General features: G+C 63.5%; 22 protein-coding genes. 15 read left to right on the top strand and 7 right to left on the bottom strand.

From position 1 onward, the window contains the following. Positions 1-5 precede the first annotated feature (5 nt). The 5 genes from AC1RT2_RS20035 to AC1RT2_RS20055 all read left to right on the top strand — a co-directional run bounded on the left by AC1RT2_RS20035 (position 6) and on the right by AC1RT2_RS20055 (position 5,219). The gene (locus AC1RT2_RS20035) at positions 6-332 is read left to right on the top strand and encodes an XdhC family protein (RefSeq protein ID WP_493104716.1); all 327 of its coding nucleotides are present in this window, start codon (positions 6-8) and stop codon (positions 330-332) included. Further along, complete coding sequence (locus AC1RT2_RS20040; protein ID WP_493104718.1) at positions 332-1,030, top strand: XdhC family protein; 699 nt, start codon at positions 332-334, stop codon at positions 1,028-1,030. The genes AC1RT2_RS20035 and AC1RT2_RS20040 overlap by 1 nt, the downstream gene beginning before the upstream one ends. Continuing rightward, on the top strand, positions 1,027-2,637 hold the full coding sequence (locus tag AC1RT2_RS20045; protein WP_493104720.1) for an NTP transferase domain-containing protein: 1,611 nt from the start codon (positions 1,027-1,029) through the stop codon (positions 2,635-2,637). The genes AC1RT2_RS20040 and AC1RT2_RS20045 overlap by 4 nt, the downstream gene beginning before the upstream one ends. 3 nt (positions 2,638-2,640) lie before the next feature. Then, on the top strand, positions 2,641-2,958 hold the full coding sequence (locus AC1RT2_RS20050) for a TfoX/Sxy family protein (RefSeq protein WP_493104722.1): 318 nt from the start codon (positions 2,641-2,643) through the stop codon (positions 2,956-2,958). 110 nt (positions 2,959-3,068) lie between these two features. After that, entirely contained in the window at positions 3,069-5,219 is a 2,151-nt protein-coding gene (locus AC1RT2_RS20055) for a TonB-dependent receptor domain-containing protein (protein ID WP_493104724.1), read from the top strand. A 33-nt stretch (positions 5,220-5,252) separates the two neighbouring features. Here AC1RT2_RS20055 and AC1RT2_RS20060 read toward each other — a convergent pair whose 3' ends face one another. The 5 genes from AC1RT2_RS20060 to AC1RT2_RS20080 all read right to left on the bottom strand — a co-directional run bounded on the left by AC1RT2_RS20060 (position 5,253) and on the right by AC1RT2_RS20080 (position 10,075). Further along, positions 5,253-5,666: an NUDIX domain-containing protein gene (locus AC1RT2_RS20060; RefSeq protein ID WP_493104726.1), complete on the bottom strand. Its 414-nt coding sequence runs from the start codon at positions 5,664-5,666 to the stop codon at positions 5,253-5,255. A 9-nt stretch (positions 5,667-5,675) separates the two neighbouring features. Then, positions 5,676-7,178: a DEAD/DEAH box helicase gene (locus AC1RT2_RS20065; RefSeq protein WP_493104728.1), complete on the bottom strand. Its 1,503-nt coding sequence runs from the start codon at positions 7,176-7,178 to the stop codon at positions 5,676-5,678. Positions 7,179-7,371: 193 nt separating this feature from the next. Continuing rightward, positions 7,372-8,661 carry a M23 family metallopeptidase gene (locus AC1RT2_RS20070; protein ID WP_493104730.1) on the bottom strand — a complete coding sequence of 430 codons (1,290 nt, stop codon included), beginning with the start codon at positions 8,659-8,661 and terminating at the stop codon, positions 7,372-7,374. A 96-nt stretch (positions 8,662-8,757) separates the two neighbouring features. Continuing rightward, positions 8,758-9,585 carry a ferritin-like domain-containing protein gene (locus tag AC1RT2_RS20075; RefSeq protein ID WP_069058944.1) on the bottom strand — a complete coding sequence of 276 codons (828 nt, stop codon included), beginning with the start codon at positions 9,583-9,585 and terminating at the stop codon, positions 8,758-8,760. A gap of 22 nt (positions 9,586-9,607) precedes the next feature. After that, a complete protein-coding gene (locus tag AC1RT2_RS20080) occupies positions 9,608-10,075 on the bottom strand; it encodes a peroxiredoxin (RefSeq protein WP_493104732.1) in 468 nt (155 codons plus the stop codon). A 148-nt stretch (positions 10,076-10,223) separates the two neighbouring features. Between AC1RT2_RS20080 and AC1RT2_RS20085 the strand changes: the two genes are divergently transcribed. Then, positions 10,224-13,616, top strand: coding sequence for a YhdP family protein (locus tag AC1RT2_RS20085; protein WP_493104734.1), 3,393 nt, complete (start codon positions 10,224-10,226; stop codon positions 13,614-13,616). A 45-nt stretch (positions 13,617-13,661) separates the two neighbouring features. Here the strand turns inward: AC1RT2_RS20085 and tyrS are convergent, their stop codons facing one another. Beyond that, entirely contained in the window at positions 13,662-14,915 is a 1,254-nt protein-coding gene (gene tyrS, locus AC1RT2_RS20090) for a tyrosine--tRNA ligase (protein ID WP_493104736.1), read from the bottom strand. A gap of 129 nt (positions 14,916-15,044) precedes the next feature. On the opposite strand from tyrS, the gene AC1RT2_RS20095 reads away from it, so the two are divergent. Together AC1RT2_RS20095 and AC1RT2_RS20100 are read left to right on the top strand one after the other, a co-directional pair. Further along, positions 15,045-16,178 (top strand): anhydro-N-acetylmuramic acid kinase, encoded by a 1,134-nt coding sequence (locus AC1RT2_RS20095; RefSeq protein WP_493104738.1) that lies wholly within the window; start codon positions 15,045-15,047, stop codon positions 16,176-16,178. Positions 16,179-16,268: 90 nt separating this feature from the next. After that, positions 16,269-17,447 (top strand): GGDEF domain-containing protein, encoded by a 1,179-nt coding sequence (locus tag AC1RT2_RS20100; protein WP_493104740.1) that lies wholly within the window; start codon positions 16,269-16,271, stop codon positions 17,445-17,447. Positions 17,448-17,511: 64 nt separating this feature from the next. On the opposite strand, the gene AC1RT2_RS20105 is transcribed toward AC1RT2_RS20100, so the two are convergent. Beyond that, entirely contained in the window at positions 17,512-18,189 is a 678-nt protein-coding gene (locus tag AC1RT2_RS20105; RefSeq protein WP_069058938.1) for an alpha/beta hydrolase, read from the bottom strand. A 212-nt stretch (positions 18,190-18,401) separates the two neighbouring features. Between AC1RT2_RS20105 and AC1RT2_RS20110 the strand changes: the two genes are divergently transcribed. The 7 genes from AC1RT2_RS20110 (at position 18,402) to AC1RT2_RS20140 (ending at position 25,256) form a co-directional block, all read left to right on the top strand. After that, entirely contained in the window at positions 18,402-19,571 is a 1,170-nt protein-coding gene (locus tag AC1RT2_RS20110; RefSeq protein ID WP_493104743.1) for a cysteine desulfurase family protein, read from the top strand. Positions 19,572-19,709: 138 nt separating this feature from the next. Next, positions 19,710-21,179 (top strand): Fe-S cluster assembly protein SufB, encoded by a 1,470-nt coding sequence (sufB, locus tag AC1RT2_RS20115; protein WP_069058936.1) that lies wholly within the window; start codon positions 19,710-19,712, stop codon positions 21,177-21,179. 114 nt (positions 21,180-21,293) lie between these two features. Further along, positions 21,294-21,455: a hypothetical protein gene (locus AC1RT2_RS20120; protein WP_171902390.1), complete on the top strand. Its 162-nt coding sequence runs from the start codon at positions 21,294-21,296 to the stop codon at positions 21,453-21,455. Between the two features lie 49 nt (positions 21,456-21,504). Then, positions 21,505-22,260, top strand: a complete 756-nt coding sequence (sufC, locus tag AC1RT2_RS20125) for a Fe-S cluster assembly ATPase SufC (RefSeq protein ID WP_069058934.1) — start codon at positions 21,505-21,507, stop codon at positions 22,258-22,260. A gap of 22 nt (positions 22,261-22,282) precedes the next feature. After that, entirely contained in the window at positions 22,283-23,557 is a 1,275-nt protein-coding gene (gene sufD, locus AC1RT2_RS20130) for a Fe-S cluster assembly protein SufD (protein ID WP_493104746.1), read from the top strand. A 67-nt stretch (positions 23,558-23,624) separates the two neighbouring features. Further along, a complete protein-coding gene (locus AC1RT2_RS20135) occupies positions 23,625-24,863 on the top strand; it encodes a cysteine desulfurase (protein ID WP_493104748.1) in 1,239 nt (412 codons plus the stop codon). Positions 24,864-24,875: 12 nt separating this feature from the next. Continuing rightward, positions 24,876-25,256 (top strand): SUF system Fe-S cluster assembly protein, encoded by a 381-nt coding sequence (locus AC1RT2_RS20140; RefSeq protein WP_069058931.1) that lies wholly within the window; start codon positions 24,876-24,878, stop codon positions 25,254-25,256. The last annotated feature ends 52 nt before the right edge of the window (positions 25,257-25,308 follow it).

A 25,308-nucleotide genomic window follows, 5' to 3' on the forward strand; every position in this document is an offset into this window, starting at 1 on the left:
ACAGAATGGATGCAAACGACGCGCACGACCCGTTGACCATCGCGGAACGCTGGATGGACGATGGCCGCATGGTGGCGCTCGCCACCGTCGTCGAGACCTGGGGCTCGGCGCCGCGTCCGGTCGGCAGCCATCTGGTCATCGACGGCGAGGGAAATTTTCACGGTTCCGTTTCGGGCGGCTGCGTCGAGGGGGCGGTGATCGGTGAGGCGATGGAGGTGATCGGCGACGGCGAACCGCGTCTGCTGGAATTCGGCGTCGCCGACGAGGCGGCCTGGCGTGTTGGCCTGTCCTGCGGCGGGCGCATTCGGGTCTATGTGGAGCGGGTCGGCTGATGGATCCCTACCTGCTGCGCAAGCTGAACACGGAGCGCGCCGCCCGCCGCGCGGTCATCCACCTTACCGACCTCGGCGACGGCCGCGACCGGGTGGTCTGCGAGGGCGATCCGGTCGCCGGGCCGCTTGGCACGGCAATCGAGAGTGCATTCCGCTCCGGCAAATCCGCCATTGTGGCGGCAGAGGATCGCAATTTCTTCCTGAACGTCCACCTGCCGCCGGCCCGTATCGTGGTCATCGGCGCAGTGCATATCAGCCAGGCGCTGGCGCAGATGGCCGGGATAGCGGGCTTCGATATCACGATCACCGATCCGCGCACGGCCTTTGCCACCGAAGAGCGCTTCGCCGGCATCGACCTTGTCGCCGATTGGCCGGAGGATGTGCTGCGGACGCGGCCACTCGACGCCTATACCGCGCTCGTGGCTGTTACCCACGATCCGAAGATCGACGACTTCCCGCTGTCGCAGGCGCTCTCCACCGGCTGTTTCTATATCGGCGCGCTCGGCAGCCGGAAGACCCATGCCAAGCGTGTTGAACGCCTGACGGCGCTCGGGCACAGCGACGCGGAGATCGCGACAATATCCGCGCCGATCGGCCTCGACATCGGTGCCGCGAGCCCCGCCGAAATCGCCGTCGCCATCCTGGCGGATATCGTCGAGCACCTGCGCCGCCGACCCTTGCGGGGGCCCGCCTCGTGATTTTTGGCGAAATCCCGGTTGTCGAGGCGATCGGCGCACGATTGGCCCATGGCGTGCGGGTCGAGGGCCTGTCATTGCACAAAGGGCATGTGGTAACGGCCGACGATCAGGCGGCCCTTGCCGCGGCAGGCGTCGCCGTCGTGATCGCGGTGCGCCTGGAGGAGGGGGATATCGGTGAGGACGAGGCGGCCGCACTGATCGCCGCGGCGATCGTGCCCGATCATCTCAGCTTCACCCCGCCCGCGACTGGCCGCATCAATCTCCATGCCAAGGCGAACGGCCTCTTCGTCGTCGACCGGGTGGCGATCGATCGCTTCAACCGGGTCGATCCGGCCATCACCATCGCCACCCTGCCGGATCATGCAAGCGTTGCGGCGGGCGACATGGTGGCGACGATCAAGATCATTCCCCTTGCCGTGTCGGACGCCCTTGCCCGCAGGGCGGCGGCTGCGCTGTCAGTGAGCCGGACGCTGGAGGTCAAGCCCTTCGTGGCGCACCGTGTCGGGCTGGTTGCGACGGAGCTGCCGACGCTCAAGGTTTCCGTCATGGACAAGACACGCCGGCTTCTTGAACAGCGCCTGCACCCGTCCGGCAGTCGGCTGACGGGGGAAAGGCGCGTGCCGCACCAGCCAGCGGCGCTTGCCGAGGCGGTCCGCCAGGCGGCCGGCGAGAACGAGCTTGTTGTCGTCTTCGGCGCCTCTGCCGTCACGGATGCGAACGACGTCATTCCAACCGCCATCCGTGCCGCGGGCGGCGCAGTCGTGCATGTCGGCATGCCGGTCGATCCGGGCAACCTGCTGGTCCTGGGCCATGTCGGGACGGTGCCGGTGCTCGGCGCGCCCGGCTGTGCCCGCAGCCCGAAGGAGAACGGCTTCGACTGGGTTCTGGCCCGCATTTTCGCCGGTGAAAAGCCGGGATCCGAGGAGATTACAGGCATGGGCGTCGGGGGCCTTCTTGCGGAAATTCCAAGCCGTCCGCAACCGCGCGAGCAGCGTGCGCCCGAGCGGCCGCTCGTCGTCACGGCGCTGGTTCTGGCCGCCGGGCGTGCCAGCCGCATGAAGGGCGACCACAAGCTGCTGGCGACCTTCGACGGCAAGGCGCTGGTGCGCCGTTCGGTGGAGGCTGCGCTGGCGGCACGGCCGGCGCGCGTGCTCGTCGTGACCGGGCACCGGGCGGACGAAGTGGAGGCGGAGCTGGCCGGGCTCACCGTGGATGTCCTGCGCAACCCGGATCACGCGCAGGGCATGTCGACCTCGCTGCGGGTGGGCGTTTCCGCGGTGTCGCCGGGCTGTGAGGGCATCGTGGTCATGCTGGCCGACATGCCGCATGTCACCGGGGCGGATGTGCGCCGATTGCTTGACGCCTTCGCGGCCGCAGGCGGACATGCCATCGTGCGGGCCGTTTCCGGCGGCAAGCGCGGCAATCCCGTCGTGCTGCCGCGCACGACGTTTTCCGCCATCCTCCAGCTTGAAGGCGATGTCGGGGCACGGCATATCGTGGAAAGCGCCGGGCTTGACGTGGTCGACGTGGAGATCGGCGAGGCGGCGCATGTCGACGTCGATACGCCGGAGGCTGTGGTGGCCGCGGGCGGTATTCTGAAGGGGTAGGGCATGGACCGGGATGCGATCGAGGAGATGTTCCAGGCGCTTGGGCCGGTGACGATCAAGCGCATGTTCGGCGGCAAGGGCATCTATCACCAGGGCCGGATTCTCGCGCTGGAAGTCTCCGACGAGATACTGCTCAAGGCGGACGAGACCAGTGCGTCGGATTTCGAGGCTGCCGGTTGCCGGCAATGGTTCTATGAGGGCAAGCAGGGCAAGCCTGTGAAAATGCCGTACTGGTCCGTCCCCGATGAGGCCTTCGACGATCCGGACGAGATGGCCCAATGGGTGCGCCGGGCCTATCAAGCAGCCCTTCGCGCGAAGTAGCGATACAGCCGGATAATTGCCGTAATTAAACTTGACTTGGTTTATCATGTTGTCCATTACCGGGCAGTTCGCGTGCGAAATCGCGCGGCCTGATGTCCGGTGAGGTTCCCATGAAAGATGATCGTTTCCACGCGTCGACGCTTCTGGCTGGCACGGCCATGGCGCTTGTGCTTCTGGCGACGGCTTTGCCGGTGAAGGCGCAGGAGGCACCGGCAACCCTGCTCCAGCAGATCAACGTGGAAGGCGACAGCAACGGCGACGGCGTTGTCGACGTGCCGGCCGCGGTCTCCAAGGCGGGCCGGGTGAAAATCCAGGAACAATTTGCCGGTGACGTCAAGCAGGTCTTGCGCTCGACACCGGGCACGTTCACGCGCGAACCGGCCGACCAGCCCGGCATCATGGTCAATATCCGTGGTTTGCAGGGCATGGGCCGCGTCAACAGCATGATCGATGGCGTACCGCAGACCTTCCGTAACCTGTCCGGCCACGCCGGCACGTTCGACAACATGCTGTATGTCGAGCAGAACATGCTGGTGGGTGTGGATGTGTCGCGTGGCGCGGTGTCAGGCGCCGAGGGCATGGGCACGCTGGCAGGGGCCGCGAACTTTCGCACGCTCGACGTCGATGACGTGCTGCTGCCGGGCAAGGATGTCGGCGTGATGTCCACCGTGCGCGTCGGCACGAACGGCTTCGACTATTCACGCCTGCTGACCGGGGCGGCGCGCACGGACATGGGCGAAGGCGAGATCAGCGTCGTTGGCGCGCTCAGCGACACGAAGAAAAGCCCCTACGAAAATGGCGACGGCATCGTCTATCCGAGCGCCGGTGATGAGCATCCGAAGTCGGGTCTCTTCAAGGTCAACATCCTGCCGGACTCCGATCACAAGCTGTCTCTCGGCGGCATCTGGTACGGCAGCGAGTTCCTGCCGGGCAGCTCCGGTTACAACTGGATAATCGAGAACCAGACCTATACGGCAAAATATTCCTACAAGCCGGGCAACGACCTGATCGACCTCTCGGCCAACGCCTATCTCAACATCACCGATCTTGAATTCGATGGCTCGAGCATCGATGGCGCGGCGTTCGATGGCCGCAAGGGCACCAACACGACGACCGGTTTCGATATCACCAACCGCATGCACTTCGATCTCGGCAACGAGACCGAACTGAAGCTCTCCTATGGCGCGGCCTATAGCCACGACGAGTACGAAGGCAACGCCAAGCGCGGCGCCAATGCCGATGGAACGCTGGTGAAGGCCGGCGCCTTCAGCGAGGCGACGCTGACGCGCGGTATTTTCGACCTGACCGGCGGCCTGCGCTACGATTACTGGTCGGTGAAGGGCATCAGCGGTTACGATGCGCCAGGCTCCAATGGTTGCGATCCTGACGGCGATCCTTGCCCCGGGGACGCCGTCTCACGGCATGGCGGCGACCTCAACCCGAAGATCACCCTGTCGGCACGGCCGTTCGATTGGCTGCAGCCCTATGTCACCTATGCCCACACCTCGCGCCCGCCGACGGCGGCCGAAATGTTCTATCCGGGCGGCCACAGCTTCGACGGCTCGTCGGACCCGGTCAACAACAACCCGAACCTCGTGCCGGAACAGAGCCGCGGCTGGGAACTGGGCGTCAATCTCAAGGGCGACGATCTGCTGACGGCCGGCGATACGGCCTGGCTCAAGGTCGGCTACTTCCACAACCGCATCAGCGACTACATCACTTACCGCACCGATACCAGCGGCACGCTGTGCCCCAACTGGGAGCCCGGTGACGGCAGCGTCGCGTGCTGGGTCAATCTCGACGGCACCACTGTCATGAAGGGTCTCGAAATCGAAGGCGGTTACGATGCCGGGCGCTATTATGCCGGCTTCTCGCTGACGATTGCCGATACGGACCAGCCGCAGGGCTCGTCATCTGGCACGACGAGCGACACCGGCCAGCTGCCGGACGATTTCGCCACCGTCGACGTCGGCATGCGCTTCCTCGACGAGGCGCTGACGGTTGGTGGGCGCGTGCGGTATGTCGGGGAAAGCAAGCAGGCGTTCCTCGGGAAACCCGATGCCTACAAGGTCGACGCCTACACGCTCTTCGACGTGCACGCCTCCTGGGAGATCAACGAGAACGCCAAGGTCTTCTTCAACGTCGAGAACGTGTTCGACAAGGCCTATATGAAGGCAAATTCAGGGCTTTCCGACAACCTCGCCGGCATCAACAACGGACGCGGCCGGACCTTCATCCTCGGTGCCACCGCGCGGTTCTGAGACAAGAACCGCAGAGGTCTTAGCGCAGCGCGCTTAACGCACGTGGAGCGCCTTGACGGCGTCCGCGGCAAAGCGCGAGAGGGGGGTGGGCAGCGCATCGAGCGGGAACCAGCCGAATTCCGGCAGCTTTTCCGGCTCCATGACGCGGGCCTCTCCGGCAAAATCTTCCGTCACATAGATGAGCGACAGCCAGTGCTGGCGCTCGTCCTCGATGATCTGTTCAGAAATGCAGAGAAGGTCGATCGCGCCGACGGTAAGCCCCGATTCTTCCTGCGCCTCGCGGCGGGCGGAATCGATTGCGCGCTCCATATGGTCGACCTTGCCGCCGACAATGCTCCAGCAGCCGGCTTCCGGCGCATTGCGGCGCCGGTAGAGCAAAAGCTTGCCCTCACGCAAAATGGCCAGGCCGCAACCGAGGCCTGGCACATCGATGCCGGGAATAGGCATTGTTAGAAATCAGGCCTTGCCGGCGACCAGCATGAAGGCCGGGACTTCGTCGCCGAAGCCGAGCGGCGTCGGGCCGTCATCGTCGTCGCGGCGATAGCGGTTGCGCCGATCACGGCTGTCGTCATTGGCCGGACGCGGTGCGGCATGGTTTGCGGCCCGCGGATTGCGAGCGGGATTCTGCGGCCGCCCTTCCGCCTTGCGTTCAGCTTTCACGACTTCCACCTTTTCTTCGGTCTCAACGGTCTCGATGCGGGTTTCCGTAACGCGGGCTTCGCCCTTGTTGCGTCCACGGGAACGATCACGGTCGCGGTCACGACCACCGCGATCGCGCCCGTTGCGGGGCCGTTCGCGCTCCTCGCTCTCCACCGCCTGCGGCAATTCCTCGAGGCCGCCGCTCAGCCAATCGATCTTCTTGTCGATCAGCTTTTCGATGGCATCGACGAACTTTCCGTCGCGCTTGGAGACGAGGGTGAAGGCGGCGCCCGAACGGCCGGCACGGCCGGTGCGGCCAATGCGGTGGACATAGTCCTCGGCGTGGATCGGGACGTCGAAATTGAAGACATGGCTGACGTCCGGGATATCGAGGCCGCGGGCAGCGACGTCGGATGCCACGAGAAGCGTGAGCTTGTTTTCCTTGAAATTGGCCAGCATGGTCGTGCGCGAGCGCTGGTCCATGTCGCCGTGCAGCGCGCCGACGGAGAAGCCGTGGCGGTCGAGCGAGCGGAAGAGATCCGCGACATCGACCTTGCGGTTGCAGAAGATGATAGCGTTCTTCAGGTCTTCCTGCGCGCGGATGAGATCACGCAGCGTGGCGCGCTTCTCGTAATCCTTGCCGTGGGTGGCGACGAGGCGCTGCGTCACGGTCGTGGCCGTGGAGGAGCGGGCCGATACTTCGACACGTTCCGGGTTCTGCAGGAACTTGTCCGCAAGCTTCTGGATTTCCGGCGGCATGGTGGCCGAGAAGAACAGCGTCTGGCGGGTGAACGGGATGAGCTTGGCGATGCGCTCGATATCCGGGATGAAGCCCATGTCGAGCATGCGGTCGGCTTCGTCGATGACGAGGATTTCGACGCCCGTCATCAGGAGCTTGCCACGCTCGCAATGGTCGAGCAGGCGGCCGGGGGTGCAGATCAGGACGTCTGCGCCACGCTCCAGCTTGCGGTCCTGTTCGTCGAAGGAAACGCCGCCGATGAGCAGCGCGACGTTCAGCTTGTGATTCTTGCCGTATTTTTCGAAGTTCTCGGCAACCTGGGCGGCGAGTTCGCGCGTCGGCTCGAGAATCAGCGTGCGCGGCATGCGTGCCCGGGCGCGGCCCTTTTCCAGGAGCGTCAGCATCGGCAGCACGAAGGACGCAGTCTTGCCGGTGCCCGTCTGGGCGATTCCGAGGATGTCGCGCCGCGAAAGTGCCGGCGGAATGGCGCCAGCCTGGATCGGTGTCGGGATCGTGTAGCCCGAATCTGTAACGGCGGACAGGACTTTCGGGCTCAGGCCAAGATCAGCAAAAGTGGTCAAAGGGAAAACAGTTTCCGTTCCGGTTCTTGCGAACGCAATGGGTTTCAGCGGGCATCGTGCCGCGAGGATGCAGCGCAGATATGCCGAAAGTGCCGGAAAGTCAAGGAATTCAGCGAATTTGGTAAATCCGCCAGCAATTTGAAGTTCATGGCGGACAAATTTGTCATACGAAGGCATCCCGCCTTGCGTTACGTCAATCCATATAGGTCGTCAGCTTCATGCCGGCGGTGAGGAAGCGCATGGGGTCGATCGCCTTGCCGCCGCGACGGACTTCATAGTGGAGATGCGGCCCCGTGGAACGACCCGTGGTGCCGGAAAGCCCGACCGGGTCGGCGGCTTCCACATGATCCCCAACCTTGACGAGCACGCGCGAGAGGTGGGCGTAGCGGGTCGTCAGGCCGTTTCCATGGTCGATTTCGACCATGTTGCCGTAGCCGCCGTTGCGGCCGGCGACGGTGACCGTGCCGGCGCCGGTGGAGCGGATCTCCGTACCGGTGCTGGCGCGGAAGTCTATGCCGGCATGCAGCGCGAGACGGCCGAAAAACGGATCGGTACGGTTGCCGAAGCGGCTGGTGATGTTGCTGCCCGGCGAAGGGTTGCCGAAGGGCAGCATTTTCGCCGTGCGGCGCGCACTGTCGAGGCGCTCCAGCGCGCTGTCGAGATCGTTGATCGAGTCTTCGAAGGGATCGGTAAACGTCGCCGGTTCGACGAAGGGGCCGCCAATGCCCGACTCCGCGTCGACTTCCGCCGGGGGAGCCTCGGCAACGTCGAAGCCTGTACGGCGCAGGATGGTCTGGATGGCGTCCGCTGTCTCGGAGGCGCCGGCCGTCAGGGACTGGATGCGGCCCATCTGCTCGTGCTCGAGGTCTTTCAGCGAAAGCGTCACTCGGGAGAACAGCCGGTCGGAGCGGTCGGCAACTGATTCGCCTGTTGATGCATAGGCGAGTTGCGCCGTCTTCGGCGTCGCATCGCCAGACAGGCCCATGATGGCATGGATTGCACCAGCGGCATCGGCGCGGCGTCCGTCGGTCACCGGTTTTGTATCCGGAAGGGGTACACTGTCGGTCGCCTGTACGCCGCTGCCTTCGGCGCGGTTGAGCAGCGCATCGAGCTTGCCATGGCGCTCCGAGAGGGCGAGCTGCTGCTGCATGAGCTTTTCGACCTTTTCCTCCACGACCTGCTGGTCGAGAAGCTGGCGGCTGGTGACGCGGTCGACCTGGGCGCGCAGCGACGAGATGCGGTCTTCGTAGTCGTGCTGCATGCGGGCCTGCCGCGCCATGGTAGCGCCGATCAGGTCGTCGCGCAGCACAAGATAGGAAGTGGCGGCGAGATAACCGACCGTGAACATGCCGGCAAAACAGAAGGTGACGGCCGCCATCCAGGGGCGGATCGTCATGTGACGGATTTTGTCGCCGCTCGCCAGGATAACGACATGCTGCTCAGCGCGTTTTCCGAAGACGCGGTTTTCTGGACGCTCCGCCACTCGTTTACTCCCCGACCGATTCAGCTGGTCTCGTGCGGGAATTACACATTGTTAGGGTTAATAAAGGCTTTCCCGGCGGGTATTTAGGTCAAAATATTAGCTCTGACTGACGGAAACAAGCGAGCGGTAGAAGGATGGCGTGAGCCCCGCCTCGGCGCGCGCGACATCGTTGAACGGCGGCTTCAGCGGCCCGCGAAAATTCGTGCGTACCAGATCCTTGAAGGTGGCGGATGGGTCCTTCTTCTCCCGGGCGCACAGGAAGCGGAACCACTTGGCGCCGACGGCGACGTGACCCTTCTCGTCGTTGTAGATGATGTCGAGGATATCGGCACTGGCGTGGTCACCGGTCTCGCGCATCTTGGCCTGCAGCGGCGGCGTCACGTCGAGGCCGCGGGCTTCAAGGATAAGCGGCACGACGGCAAGACGGGCCGTCAGGTCGTTGCGGGTGTCGTGTGCGGCCTGCCACAGGCCGTCATGCGCCGGCAGGTCGCCATAGTCCGCGCCGAGCGCGCGCAGGCGATCGCGGATGAGACGAAAATGCTTTGCTTCCTCGAATGCTACCTGCATCCAGCCGTCGAAGAAGGAATGCGGTACGCGCTCCGTGGTGAAGCGGGCAACGATGTCGAGCGCAAGGTCTACCGCGTTGAGTTCGATATGGGCGAGCGCATGGAGGAGGGCGATGCGGCCCTTCTCGGTATGCAGCGAACGCTTTTTCATGTGCTTCGGCGGAATAAGCGGGGGCTTTTCCGGTCGGCCGGGACGGGTCGGCAGCGCCGGATCGCGCGGCGAGCGCATCGAAAGCGTGCGGGCAAACCAGCGCCGCGCGGTTTCCTGCGCCAGTTCCGTCTTCACGTCGAGATCGGCGGCGTTGATCGCCGCCGTGGCCCCGCCGCGAAGACTTTCGATGTGCGGAATTTCAATCATTCCAGTTCCTTGTATGGATATGTTAAAGTTTCTTGGCGGCGTCGAGCACCGCGTCGACATGACCCGCGACCTTTACCTTCGGCCAGATCTCCGCGATCTTGCCGGCGGCATCGACCAGCACCGTCGTGCGTTCGACGCCCATATAGGTGCGGCCATACATGCTCTTTTCCTTCCACACGCCATAGGCTTCCAGCGTCTGAAGGCTTTCGTCCGAAGCGAGCGCTACGCTGAGCTCGTGTTTCTTGACGAACTTGTCGTGCTCCTTCACCGGGTCGGGCGAAAGGCCGATCAGCGCGACACCGGCGGCATCGAAATCCGCCTTCGCGGCGGTAAAATCCTTGGCTTCCACCGTGCAGGCTTGTGTATCGTCCTTGGGATAGAAGAAGAGAACGACGGGCCGGCCGCGGAACTGGGAAAGGGAAATGGTCTCCCCGCCGTCGCGCGGGAGGGTGAAATCCGGAGCGTTCGCGCCCGGGATCAATTCTGCCATGGGATTTCCTTTCTTTGGCCGGCTTTTTGAGTCAAGGACCCGGCCTCCCGCATATATAGTGACAGGCAGAATCGTCCAGCGGCCAGCAGACGATGCGCACCGATTCCATGGAATAGGCTGCGCCAGGGGCAAAGGAAACCAGCGCGCGATGGGAGAAATCCGCGGCGAGAAAGTCGTGTTCCGCAAGCAGGACATCGTTCCACTGCACGAACTGCCGTCCGCGCAGGCGCATGAGCCTATCGTCCTGCACACCCGCCAGGCCAGCCGCACCGGGATCGCCTGCCGAATCATCGCGGCCACCGTCGCGCTCGTGCTGTTCCTTGGCGCCGCGCTGATCGGTCTGGTCGAGATGGGCATCTTCGACAGCACCTTGAATGCCCGGGCCGTCACCGCCCTCAACCAGGCGCTCGGCCCACGCTACCGCGCCTCCGTCGATCATACGGTGCTGCGCCTTGCCGGCTTCGACGGTTTTGCGCTGAAGGCGGAGAACGCCCGCGTCATCGAGATCGAATCGGAACGGGAGCTGGCGACGATCGAAGCGGTCGGCATCGTGCTCGATCCTCTGGCCCTCGCCACGGGGCGCATTGCCGTGTCGCGGCTCGATGTGGACGGCGCCATGTTCAATGCAGCACTCCTGCCCAAGAGCAAGCCGCTCGACCTCGCGGCGCTGCGCATCTCCGATGTGCCGGATTATCTGGAAACCACCTTCGAGCGGCTCGACGGCATTCACCGGCTGATCGACGCCAACGGCATGCAGACTGTCAGGATCGCCGATCTTGGTGCGACCTTCCAGGGGCCGGGCGGCAAGCCGGTGACGCTTGCCATTGACAGTCTTCAGTTCACCCGCGACGGCGACAGCACCATGTCGATCGACGGCCATTTCTCCATGGATGGCGCCGAGGGCGAAATCGACCTGACCGCATCCGGCGCGCAGGATGTCGTCCAGACACTGGATGGCTCGATCCGCAATGTGGCGCTTGGAAAATTCCTGCTCGGCAACGACGTGAACGGCAATGTTCATGCCGGTGTCGATACGACGGCCGACATTTCCGTCAATGCCGTGCGCGAAACAACCGGTACGAAGCCGGTGCTCGGCCTCGATATCAGCCTGGCGGCAGGCACCGTCTACGGCGACGGCATTCCCGCGGAATTGCGCCCGTCGACCCTCAAGGCCGTCTACAATTTCGACAAGGGGTCGATCGAGCTTGTCTCGAAGGATGCCAGCGTCGGCCAGTCGCATTTCCCCTTCACCGGCGGCCTCATCGATCTCGACCGGGTCTCCGACCGACCGGACAAGGGATTTGCCATCGACCTTGTCTTCAGCAACGCGATCAGCCGGCCGGTCGATTCCACCGAGGCCCCGATCCGCTTCGACGCGAAGGTCAACGGATACTACCTGCCGAAGACGAAAAACCTGCTGTTCGAGGAAATGACGGTCTCCAGCGAAAAGGGCAATGCGGCGGGATCACTGGCGATGCGCTTCGGCGACCGTGCACCGGAAGTCAGCTTCGTGATGATTGCGAGCGAACTCGACTCGGCCGCCGTCAAGCAGCTCTGGCCGTTCTGGATGGCCAAGATGGCGCGCAGCTGGGTGATCAAGAACATCTTTGGCGGCACCATCACCAACGGACGGATCGAGTTCTACCTTGCCGAGGGGCGCGAACGCCTGCCCGGCGTGCCAATGCGTCTCGGCCCCGAAGAACTGAAGATCGACTTCGACATCGAAGGCGCGCGCATGAATGTCGCGGGCGAAATCCCGCCCTTGCGCGACACATCCGGAAAATTCCGCCTGCGCGGGCCGCGCACCGAAATCGAGATCACGGGCGGCGCTGCCTACTTCCCGTCCGGCCGCTCCGTCGCGCTGACCGGCGGCACGTTCGCGCTGCCGGACAACTATACCAAACCGTTGATGGCCGACATGGACATCGACGTCGCCGGCAATGCCGATGCGATCGCGGAACTCGTGACCTACCGGCCGATCCGCGCTTTGCCGGCAACCGGCTTCAAGCCGGAGGATTTTTCGGGCCAGGTGAAGGCGAACGTCAAGGCGCATTTCGGCATCATCGCCGCGCACAAGCCGCCACCGCCGCAATGGACGGCAGCCTTGACCCTCGACGATGTCGACGTCGCCAAACCCGTCGCTGGCCGTGCCGTGACGGCGTTGCACGGGCTGCTCGCCATCGATCCGCAAAAGGCTGACCTCAAGGCCAAGGCCGATATCGACGGCGTGACCTTCGATCTCGAACTCATCGAGCCCGTCAACAAGGCGGCCAACATCACGCGCAGGACCATCCTCTCCGGCACGCTCGGCAACAAGGATCGCCGCAAACTGCTGCCGGGTTTCGAGGACGTGCTGGAAGGCCCGATCGAGGTGCGCATGGAGCAGGATGGCGACGGGCCACGCGCGGTGGAGGTTGATGTCGGTGCGGCTGCGGTTTCCATTCCGTGGATCGGCTGGACCAAGGGTGCCGGCATCGGCGGCACGGTGAAGCTGACGGCAGAAACCACGGAGGGCGTGACGCGGGTCTCCGATTTCCGCTTTGCCGGCGATGGTTTCACTGTCGCCGGCAATATGACGTTCCGTGGTTCAGCGCTGGATACGGCCAATTTCTCGACGGTCCGGCTTTCCGCCGACGACCGGTATCGTCTGAAGGTGACGCGCGGAAAATCCGGTTACACCGTCGTCGCGGATGGCGAGACGGCCGATGTGCGCGCCGTGCTCGGGCGGCTCAAGAACAGCGGGAACGGCAGTGCCGCCGGCGAAAAACAGGGCGTCAGCGTTACTGCCAACCTGTCGCGGGCCATCGGTTTCAACGGCGAGGCGCTTTCCAACGTCAATTTCCGCTACAGCAAGGCGGGCAACCGCATTTCCGCCGTCGATCTTTCGGCGGTGACTACCGGCGGCGCGCCGGTAGTCGTGCAACTGGCAAAGAACGGCGGCTCGGATGCCGTCCAGCTCACCAGTGGCGATGCTGGCGCGATCGCGCGTTTTGCCGATATCTACCGCCACATGCGTGGTGGCCTCCTGAACGTGCGCCTGCGCGCGACGCCCAACGACGGGTGGCTCGGTTCCGTCGACATCCGGAATTTCGCCCTCGTCGGTGAAGAACGCCTGCGCTCCCTCGTCTCGACGCCGGCCGGTGACGGTGGGCGCAGCCTCAACGAAGCGGTGCGGCGCGAGATCGACGTGAGCGCCGTGCAATTTTCCCGCGGCTTTGCGCAGGTGCGCACCGGCGGCGGTTCTCTCAGCCTCGAAAACGGCGTGGTGCGCGGCGACATGGTGGGGGCGACCTTCCGCGGGACGGTCCGCGATGCCAGTGGCCGGACCGAGATGACCGGCACCTTCATGCCGGCCTACGGCCTCAACCGGCTGTTTGCCGAACTGCCGATCATCGGCATCCTTCTCGGCAACGGCAATGATCGCGGGCTGATCGGCATCACCTTCAAGTTGTCGGGTCCCTTCGACAAGCCGCATCTCACCATCAACCCGCTGTCGATCATCGCACCGGGCGTGTTCCGCAACATTTTCGAATTCCAATAAAAAGGCCGCCCGGAGGCGGCCTTGATCCTTGGTCTGTCGCCCCGCTCAGGCCGGGCGAACGAGGATATGCTTCTTCTTGCCGAGCGAGAGCTTGATGACGCCGTCGGCAGACACATCGGCCGTGCCGATGAGACGACGTTCGTCGGAAACGGCGACATCATTGATGCGCACCGCACCGCCCTGCACATGACGGCGGGCTTCGCCGTTGGAGGTGGCAAGGCCGGCCTTGACGACGAGGGAGAGCAGGCCGATGCCGGCTTCGAGTTCGCTTGTGGCGACATCGACCGACGGCAGGTTTTCGGCGATCGCGCCTTCCTCGAAGGTTTTGCGGGCGGTCTCGGCCGCCTGTTCGGCGCCGGCGCGCCCGTGCAGCATCGCCGTCACTTCGGTAGCGAGGATCTTCTTCACCTCGTTGATCTCGGCACCGCCGAGCGCGGAAAGCCGGGCGATCTCGTCCATCGGCAGCGTCGTGTAGAGTTTCAGGAAGCGCGAGACGTCCGCATCTTCCGTGTTGCGCCAGTACTGCCAGAAGTCATAGGCCGACAGCATGTCCGGGTTGAGCCACACGGCGCCGGAGAGCGACTTGCCCATCTTGGCGCCCGAAGCGGTCGTCAACAGCGGCGAGGTCATCGCGTAGAGCTGCGGCGTGCCCATGCGGTGGCCGAGGTCGATGCCGTTGATGATGTTACCCCACTGGTCGGAGCCGCCCATCTGCAGGCGCACGTCGTGGCGCTTGTTGAGTTCGACGAAGTCGTAGGCCTGCAGGATCATGTAGTTGAATTCGAGGAAGGACAGCGACTGTTCGCGCTCGAGGCGCATCTTCACGCTGTCGAAGGCGAGCATGCGGTTGACCGAGAAGTGGCGGCCGACATCGCGCAGGAATTCGAGGTAGTTGATGCCGAGCAACCAGTCGGCATTGTTGATCATCAAGGCGTCCTTGGGGCCATTGCCGTAGGTCAGGTAATTGGAGAAGACCTTCTTGATGCTCGCAATGTTGCTGTCGATGGTTTCCGGCGTCATCAGCTGGCGCGCTTCGTCCTTGAAGGACGGGTCGCCGACCATGCCTGTGCCGCCGCCCATTAGCGAGACGGGACGGTGGCCGGTCTTCTGGAACCAGTGCAGCAGCATGATCTGGATGAGGCCGCCAGCATGCAGGCTCGGCGCCGTCGGATCGAAGCCGATATAGGCCGTCACGGTTTCCTTGGCGAGAAGATCGTCGAGGCCGGTTTCATCGGAAATCTGGTGGATGAAGCCGCGCTCTTTCAGCGTGCGAAGGAAATCGGATTTGAATTCGGACATGGCCTGTCTCTCTTGCCGGAATGCTTTGGGCGGGATGTTTGCGGCCGGATGTAATTTTCCGGCGAACCGCCGGGCGTTTAACACTGTTTCACCGCATAATCACTTCAAAAGTGATTCTGGAGCGATGGGATGACGGCACTGCGGACAGCGATCGGCCTGATGAGCGGCACGAGCCTCGATGGCATCGACGTCGCATTGGTGCGCACGGACGGTGAAGCTGTGGTCGAGCGAGGTCCATCCATGGGGCGCTCCTACGATTCGGCCTTCCGGCGGCGCCTGCAAGGCGCGTTGGAAACCGCCAAGGCGATCAGCGAACGCGACGAGCGGCCGGGCGATTTCGCCGACATCGAACGGGAGTTGACGCAGCGCCATGCCGAGGCCGTCCGCGCTTTCCTTGCCGAAAATGACCTGAAGCCATCCGATATCGACGTCGTCGGTTTCCACGGCCAGACCGTCCTGCATCGGCCCGATGCGGCGCTGACGGTGCAACTTGGCGATGGCGGGCTTTTGGCGCGCGAGACGGGAATCGACGTCGTCTATGACATGCGGGCAAACGACATGGTGCATGGCGGGCAGGGGGCGCCTCTCATTCCCGTCTATCACGCCGCACTCGCCGCGAGCCTTTCGAGTTCGGCCGGCAAGGCCGTGGTCTTTGTCAATATCGGCGGGATTTCCAATCTCACCTTCATCGGCAGCGATGGCGCGATCGTTGCCTATGACAGCGGGCCGGGCAACACGCTGATCGACCAATGGGTCGAGGCCCATGCCGGCATTCCCTTCGACCAGGGCGGCATGATCGCCTCCGAGGGCCGCGTCGATCCCGACCTTGCCCATCGCTACCTGAGCCACGCCTTCTTTACCGCTCCCGTGCGCCGCTCGCTGGATCGCAATGATTTCCGCCCGCCGGAGGGCAGGGATGCGAGCCTCGAGGACGGCGCGCGCACCCTGGCGCATGTCACGGCGGCGGCGATCCTGCGGTCGGCCCGCCACCTGCCGGAGCGGCCGAAACTCTACGTCGTCTGCGGCGGTGGCCGGTTGAACCGGATCATCATGGGTGACCTCGCGGCTCTTGCCGAAACGGAGAGGGCGGAGGTCGTCGCGGCCGAGGCCGTCGATCTCAACGGCGACAGCATGGAGGCCGAGGCCTGGGCCTATCTCGCCGTGCGGTCGTTGCGGGGATTGCCGCTCACCTTCCCCGCAACGACGGGCGTCAGGATTCCTGTGACCGGCGGTGTCCTCCGGAAAACCAGCCTCCGCGATTAACGCTTTTTTCGCAGCCATTCTCTAGCATCGATCGGGATCGGCCCGGGGGCTTTTGCGCGGGCAGTCGGTCCTGTTTTGCGTAGGTGGCCAATGAGTGGCGCGGGCTTCCTGTTGACGGTGAACTTTCTCATCGCGCAGTGTTTCTGCATGTTTTTCCTGGTCGTCTCTACCCGGAGCCGCAATCGCGTTGCGGCCCGCTGGTTTGCAGGCGCTTTTGCCGTCGCCTCACTCGCCACCGTCTTTGAACTTCTTGTCGCCTATGTGCCGCCGCCGAAGCCCTGGGCGATCCTCGCCTTCGCCGCGATGCTCGGCGGCATGTTCATGCTGCGCGTCGGCATCGGCCATCTCTACGGCCTGAAAACCAACCATACGGTTCTGGCCGCCGTCTTCGGCGCATTCGTGGTGCTCGATGTCGTGATCTATGACCTGCCGCGCGGCACGCTGGAACATGCGCTGCCTTATCAAACGCCTTTTGCAGTGGCGGTTGGCATGTGCGCCTGGGCAGCCTGGCGGGCGCGGGCGAAATCCTTCGTCGACCGGGCGCTCGTCGTGCTGCTGGCGGTGACCAGCGTGCATTTCATCGCCAAGGCCTTTGCCGCCGTATTGGCCGGTTCGGGCAGTACGGCAAAGGACTATCTCGCCAGCCAGTTCGCCCTTGTCTCGCAAAGCATGGGCGCGGTGCTGATCGTTGCGGTCGGCCTGATGCTGCTCTGCGTGCTCGTGCTGGAGATCGTCGCGGAGGAGAAGGTCAATGCGGAGATCGACGCGCTTTCGGGCGTCCTCAACCGCCGCGGCTTCGACAATCGGGTCGAAGCCCTGATGGCCGCGCACGGCCCGCACAGCATCGTGCTCTGCGACCTCGATCACTTCAAGTTGGTCAACGACACCCATGGCCACCAGGGCGGCGACGCCGCCATTCGCGCGTTTGGCGAGATGCTGCAGGCCGCCGCACCGCAAGGGGCGCTGGTTGCCCGTATCGGCGGCGAAGAGTTCGTGTTGTTTCTGCCCCGCACCGGCAGGGATGCCGCCTTGCTCTTTGCCCATGCGCTGCGCGCGACGCGCGCCGTCTCGCCAATTCCGGGCCTGCCGCCCAGCGTGCGCGTCACGTCCAGCTTCGGCGTCGCTGAAATCGGCCAGACCGAGCCGCTGCGTTTTGCCATGCGCCGGGCCGACGATGCGCTCTACGCCGCCAAGAATGCTGGGCGTGACCGGGTGCATGAGGCGGAGCCGGCGGCCGTAGTGCTCGAGGCCTTCAAGCTGGTCAACTGAAAGCGCGCAAAGAAAAAGCCCGATGGTGGACCATCGGGCTTTTTGCGTTCAGGTTCTCGGCTGGTCAGCGAATGCGCTTGGCGGCCGGTTCCGGCGTCAGTTCCCCAGCGAGGCGACGGTCGAGATAGTCCTCGCATTCCGCCATCAGCGTTTCGGTCTGGCCGTTGAAGAAGTGGTTGGCGCCCGGCACCACGCGGTGGGTGATCAGGATGCCCTTCTGCGTCTTCAGCTTTTCCACGAGGCCGTTGACGTCCTTCTCTGGCGCCACCTTGTCGGCATCGCCGTTGATGATCAGGCCGGACGACGGGCAGGGGGCGAGGAAGGAGAAGTCGTAGATGTTCGGCTGCGGCGCAATCGACATGAAGCCTTCGATTTCCGGGCGACGCATCAAGAGCTGCATGCCGATCCAGGCGCCGAAGGAATAACCGGCAACCCAGCAGCTCTTCGAATCGGGATGTAGGCTCTGCACCCAGTCCAGCGCGGACGCCGCATCGGACAGTTCGCCGGCACCATGGTCGAATTCGCCTTGGCTGCGGCCAATGCTGCGGAAGTTGAAGCGTAGCGTCGTGAAACCGCGCTTCTGGAACATGTAGAAGAGCTGGTAGACGATCTGGTTGTTCATCGTGCCGCCGAACTGCGGGTGCGGATGCAGCACGATGGCAATGGGGGCGTTCTTCTGCTTGGACGGCTGGTAACGGCCTTCGAGGCGACCGGCGGGTCCGTTGAAGATGATTTCGGGCATTCTTACTCCGGCAAGTTCGCGTTCCGGACCGGATTCTTGTCAACTGAAGTCTTGACGAAAGCAGTCAGCTTTTCTAGAACCTAGTTTAGAACAATTCGAAACTGTATAGGCGCATCGGGCGCCGTGAGCTTGGTGTCATAAGGCAAGCCAGACGGCAATTTCAAGAAAAATGCACGTCGCATGGAACTTGGCTACGCGGGCACGGAAAACGGATGACGAAGATCGAGCGCACATATCTGGACTGGAACGCCACGGCACCCCTGTTGCCGGCGGCGCGCGAGGCCTGTGTCGCGGCGCTCGACATGGTCGGCAACCCGTCGTCGGTTCACGGTGAGGGCCGGGCGTTGCGCATGCTGGTGGAAGCTGCTCGTCGCGACGTGGCCGCGCTCGTCAACGCAGCGCCTGCCCATGTGATCTTCACGAGCGGTGCGACGGAGGCCGCAAACCTCGTTCTGACGCCGCACTACCGCATGGGCCGTACGCCGCTTTCGATCGGCCATCTTTACGTTTCCGAAATCGAGCACCCGGCGATCCGTGAGGGCGGGCGGTTTTCCCGCGAGGATGTCACGACCATCCCGGTCACCCGTGCCGGCATCGTCGATCTCGACGCATTGGACGCGCGCCTTCAGGCCCACGACAAGGCCAGGGGCCTGCCGATGGTCGCCGTCATGCTCGCCAACAACGAGACGGGTATCGTGCAGCCGGTCAGGGCCGCGGCGGAAATCGTGCGTCGTCATGGCGGCCTGCTGGTCGTCGATGCCGTTCAGGCGGTTGGCCGCATGCCGGTAGATGTAGAGGCGCTCGATGCGGACTTCCTGATCGTCTCCTCGCACAAGCTCGGCGGCCCGAAGGGCGTCGGCGCGCTCGTCTCGCGTGGCGAGGTGCTGATGCCGGTGTCGTTGATCCGCGGTGGCGGACAGGAAAAAGGGCACCGCTCCGGCACGGAAAACCCGGCGGCACTCGCCGGCTTTGCCGCCGCCGCCCGCGCTGCCGTGGCCGATCTTGCTGAACGCAATGCCCGGATCGCCACCCTGCGGGACGCGCTGGAAGCGGGGATGCGGACAACGACGAACGACATCATCATCCACGGCGCGGATGGAGAGCGGGTCGCCAACACCTCCTTCTTCAGCCTGCCGGGCCTGAAATCGGAAACCGGGCAGATCGCCTTCGATCTCGAAGGCATCGCACTGTCGGCGGGCTCGGCCTGCTCGTCCGGCAAGGTCGGACAGAGCCACGTGCTGACGGCGATGGGCTTCGATGCGGCCCTTGGCGGGCTTCGCGTCTCGCTCGGTCCGGGATCGACCACGGCCGATGTGGAACGCTTCCTGGCAGCCTTTTCGCGTGTCGTCTCCAGGCGGCGCATGACGGGAAATGCGGCCTGAGCGGAATCTTGCGGAAACTCAAGTTTTCGCTTGCCAAAAGGTGGGAAAACCGCCCTTTGGCCCTTACATAACCGGCGGAACACCCGCCACACGTTGACAAACTGCCGGACCTTGGATCCGGCGAGATTGGAGAACGATATGCCTGCGGTGCAGGAAACGATCGATCAGGTCCGTCAGATTGACGTCGACCAGTACAAATACGGTTTCGAGACGACGATCGAAATGGAAAAGGCCCCGAAGGGCCTGTCCGAGGAGATCATCCGCTTCATCTCGGCCAAGAAGGACGAGCCGGAATGGATGCTCGAATGGCGCCTTGCTGCCTACCAGCGCTGGCTGACGCTCGAAGAGCCGACCTGGGCGCGCGTCGAATATCCGAAGATCGACTTCAATGACCTCTACTACTATGCCGCTCCGAAGAACCAGAGCGGCCCGAAGTCCATTGACGAAGTCGATCCCGAACTTCTGAAAATGTACGAGAAGCTTGGCATTCCGCTGCGCGAGCAGGAAATCCTGGCCGGCGTGCAGACCTCGAAGATCGCCGTCGACGCCGTGTTCGACTCGGTCTCGGTCGTCACGACCTTCAAGGAAGAGCTGAAGAAGGCCGGCGTGATCTTCATGTCGATCTCCGAAGCCATCCGCGAGCATCCCGATCTCGTCAAGAAGTACCTCGGCACCGTCGTTCCGACGACCGACAACTTTTATGCGACGCTGAACTCCGCCGTCTTCACGGACGGCTCGTTCGTCTTCGTGCCGAAGGGCGTTCGTTGCCCGATGGAACTGTCGACCTACTTCCGTATCAACGAGAAGAACACCGGCCAGTTCGAGCGCACGCTGATCATTTGCGAAGACGGCGCTTACGTCTCCTATCTCGAAGGTTGCACGGCGCCACAGCGTGACGAAAACCAGCTGCATGCTGCCGTCGTCGAGCTCGTTGCGCTCGATGATGCAGAGATCAAGTACTCCACCGTCCAGAACTGGTATCCGGGCGACAAGGACGGCAAGGGCGGCATCTACAACTTCGTCACCAAGCGCGGCGATTGCCGGGGCAAGAACTCCAAGATTTCGTGGACGCAGGTCGAAACCGGCTCCGCGATCACCTGGAAGTACCCGTCCTGCATCCTGCGCGGCGATGGTTCGCGCGGCGAGTTCTACTCGATCGCCGTCTCGAACGGCCACCAGCAGATCGACAGTGGCACCAAGATGATCCATCTCGGCAAGAACACGTCGAGCCGCATCGTCTCGAAGGGCATTTCCGCCGGCTTCTCGAACAACACCTACCGCGGCCAGGTTTCGGCCCACCGCAAGGCGGAGAACGCCCGCAACTTCACGCAGTGCGACTCGCTCCTGATCGGCGACAAGTGCGGCGCGCATACCGTGCCCTATATCGAGGCGAAGAACGCGACGGCTCAGTTCGAGCACGAGGCGACCACCTCGAAGATCTCCGAGGACCAGCTGTTCTATTGCCTGCAGCGCGGCATCCCGACCGAGGCGGCGATCGCGCTGATCGTCAACGGTTTCGTCAAGGAAGTCATCCAGGAACTGCCGATGGAATTCGCCGTCGAGGCGCAAAAGCTGATCGGTATCTCGCTGGAAGGCTCGGTCGGCTGATCGAGTGAACAATGCCCCGGCGGTTTTCCGCCGGGTGGCCGGACAAGCCGTTCGATGAAGTTTTCCCGTGATCCGTTATAATAGACGGGTACGGTTCTCATCGGGAGAGACGACATGGATCCGGTCAATCTGACGTATTATGCCGTGGTGTGCGGTGGACTAGCAGCGTATGCGCCCAACCTTCGGAATTTGGCGGTACGCACGGTGGTGGGGCTTGGCCTCGGCGGTTTCTCCGCCATGATGCTTCCGGTGGTTCACTTCTTCCTCGGCTTCTGAAACCAAGACGGGAGCGCTGGATGTGCTCCGAACGCAGGACCGAGAAACCATGCTTGAAATCAAGAATCTGCACGCTCGCATCGCCGAAGACGGCACCGAGATCATCCGCGGCCTGAACCTCACCGTGAAGGCCGGCGAAGTCGCCGCCATCATGGGCCCGAACGGCTCCGGCAAGTCGACGCTCTCCTACATCCTCGCCGGTCGCGAAGACTACGAAGTCACCGAAGGCGAGATCCTCTACAACGGCGAGAGCATTCTGGAACTCGATCCGGCCGAGCGCGCCTCCAAGGGCATCTTCCTGGCGTTCCAGTACCCGGTCGAAATCCCGGGCGTCGCCACCATGCAGTTCCTCAAGGTCGCGATGAACGAGCAGCGCAAGGCGCGCGGCGAAGCGGAACTGACGACGCCGGACTTCATGCGCCGCGTCAAGGAAGCCGCTGCCGAACTGAAGATCGCGCCGGAAATGCTGCGTCGTCCGCTGAACGTCGGGTTTTCCGGCGGTGAGAAGAAGCGCGCGGAAATCCTGCAGATGTCGCTGCTCGAGCCGAAGCTCTGCGTTCTCGACGAAACGGACTCCGGCCTTGATATCGATGCGCTGAAGATCGTCGCCGATGGCGTCAATGCGCTGCGTTCGCCGGATCGCGCCGTCGTCGTCATCACGCACTACCAGCGCCTGCTCGACTACATCGTGCCGGATACGGTCCACGTTCTCTACAAGGGCCAGGTCATCAAGTCCGGCGACAAGACGCTGGCACATGAGCTGGAAGCAAATGGCTATGCCGACATCATCGATGCCGCTGCCTGAGGCATCGTGAAGGAGTAATCTCATGAACATGCAGACAGGCATGAAGCTCTCGGTCGCCGAGACCGCGCTCTGCGAAGCCTACGACCACGCGATCGGCGAACTGCCGGGCGATGGTACCGTAATCGCGGCCCGCGACATTCTGATCAGCGACTTCAAGGATGCTGGTCTTCCGACGCGCCGCGTCGAGGCCTGGCACTATACGGACCTCAAGGCGCTGCTGCGCGCCGTGCCTGCGTTCGATCCCGCGGCGTCCGCCGCCAAGGTCGCGCCGCTGGTCGAAGGCTCGACGGTCCTTTCGGTCGTCAACGGTGTTGCGGATACCCGCGGTTCGGTGGATGGCGTGACGCTGCGCACCTTCGCGGAAGCGCTTGCTGACGGCACCGCCGCAGAAGGCCTCACCGCCCGCGACAGCGACGACACGATCGGCCGCATCAACGGTGCCTTCGTGCGCGACGGTTTCGTGCTGGATTTCCCTGATGGCACCGAGCTTGCAGGGCCGCTGGAAATCCAGACGACGCAGAATGCCGGCCAGACGCACACGCGTTTCCCGGCAACCTTCGGCGCAAACGTCAAGGCGACCGTGATCGAGCGCCATGTGGCGACCGGCGACAATGCCGCCTTTGTGACGACGGTCAGCGACATTTCGCTGGCGGACGCTGCGGAAATCACCTGGATCATCTTCCAGGGGCAGGGCGGTGCGGACACGCATCTCGGCCAGATCCGCATCACGCTCGGCACGGATGCAAAACTTCGCCTCTACGTGATCAATGCCGGCGGCAAGCTCGTGCGGCAGGAGATCCATGTCGTCGTTTCCGGCGAAGGGTCCGATCTCCAGTTGCGCGGCATCAACCTGCTCGGCGGCGAGACGCACAATGACGTGACCTTCACGGTCGGTCACAACGTGCCGCACACGACGTCGACGGAAGTCATCCGCAACGTGATCTTCGATCGCGCCCGCGGCGTCTTCCAGGGCCAGATCCGCGTCGCCCCCGATGCGCAGAAGACCGACGCGAAGATGTCGTGCAACACGCTGCTCCTGTCGGACGAGGCGGATTTCTCCGCCAAGCCGGAGCTGGAAATCTTCGCCGACGACGTGCAGTGCGGTCACGGCGCGACCGTGATCGACATCGACCACGTCCAGCTCTTCTACCTCATGGCCCGCGGCATCCCGGAAAACAAGGCGCGCGCCATGCTGGTCAACGCCTTCGTTGCCGAGATCGTCGAGGAGCTGGAAGACGAGCCGCTGGTCGAGGCGCTGGAAGGCGTCATCGCTGCCTGGCTGGAAAAGCACGCGTAACAGGAGCAATCCCCGCAAAAGTGTGCTGCGGTTTTGCGTCCGGGATTGTGTAAACAAGGAAGTCGAGATGGAACACGCACCCGCAAAGGCCTACGACGTCGAGGCGATCCGCAAGGATTTCCCGATCCTGTCGAAGACGGTCTATGGCAAGCCGCTGGTCTATCTCGACAATGGCGCCTCGGCGCAGAAGCCGCAGTCGGTGATCGATGCGATCTCACATGCCTATTCCAACGAATATGCAAACGTGCATCGCGGCCTGCACTTTCTGTCGAATGCTGCCACGGATGCCTATGAGGCGGCGCGCGAAAAGGTGCGCCGCTTCCTGAATGCCTCCTCTGTCGACGAGATCATCTTCACGAAATCCTCGACTGAGGCGATCAACACCGTTGCCTACGGCTACGGCATGCCGAAGATCGGCGAGGGCGACGAGATCGTGCTGTCGATCATGGAGCACCACTCCAACATCGTGCCGTGGCATTTCATCCGCGAACGGCAGGGCGCCAAGCTGGTCTGGGCGCCGGTGGACGAGACGGGCGCGTTCCACATCGAAGAGTTCGAAAAGTGCCTGACGGAGCGCACCAGGCTCATCGCGATCACGCATATGTCGAATGCGCTGGGCACCATCGTTCCGGTCAAGGAAATCTGCCGGATCGCCCGCGAGCGCGGCATTCCTGTGCTGGTCGATGGCTCGCAGGGCGCCGTGCACATGCCGGTCGACGTGCGCGACATCGATTGCGACTGGTACGTGATGACCGGCCACAAGCTTTACGGCCCGTCGGGCATCGGCGTGCTCTATGGCAAGATGGATCGCCTCAAGGAGATGCGACCCTTCCAGGGCGGCGGCGAGATGATCGTCGACGTCACCGAGGACATCGTCACCTACAACGAGCCGCCGCACCGCTTCGAGGCCGGCACGCCGCCGATCGTGCAGGCGATCGGGCTTGGCCATGCACTCGACTATATGGAAAAGATCGGCCGCGCGGCGATTTCGACCCATGAAGCGGACCTGCGCGACTATGCCCATGAGCGGCTGTCGGCGATCAATTCGCTGAAAATCTTCGGCACGGCGCCGGGCAAGGGCTCGATCTTCTCCTTCGAGCTGGAAGGCATCCATGCCCATGACGTCTCGATGGTCATCGACCGGGCAGGGGTCGCGGTGCGCGCCGGCACCCATTGTGCGCAGCCGCTCTTGAAACGCTTCGGCGTTACCTCCACATGCCGTGCATCGTTCGGCCTGTACAATACGCGCGCCGAGGTGGATGCTCTCGCCGACGCGCTTGATCATGCCCGCAAGTTTTTTGCCTGAGGAGGTGGACCCATGTCCCTCGACGCAACGGAAGACAAGATCGACGTCCGCGACGGCATCGTTCATTCGGCAATCCCGGCCGACGAACTGGCGCGTCTCAGCGACGACGTCATCTCCGCGCTCAAAACGGTCTACGACCCGGAAATCCCGGCCGACATTTTTGAGCTCGGGCTGATCTACAAGATCGACATCGAAGACGACCGCATGGTCAAGATCGACATGACGTTGACGGCGCCCGGTTGCCCCGTGGCCGGCGAAATGCCGGGCTGGGTGGAAAATGCCGTCAGCGCGGTTGAAGGTGTGTCCGGCGTCGAGGTCAGGATGACCTTCGATCCGCCGTGGACGCCCGACCGCATGTCGGAAGAAGCGCAGGTCGCGGTTGGTTGGTACTAGCGTGATCCCGAAAAGTTGCAGGCTTTTCGGACAAGATCATGCGGCAGACAGT

This window comes from Shinella sp. GW821-FHT11G07, from assembly GCF_058808115.1.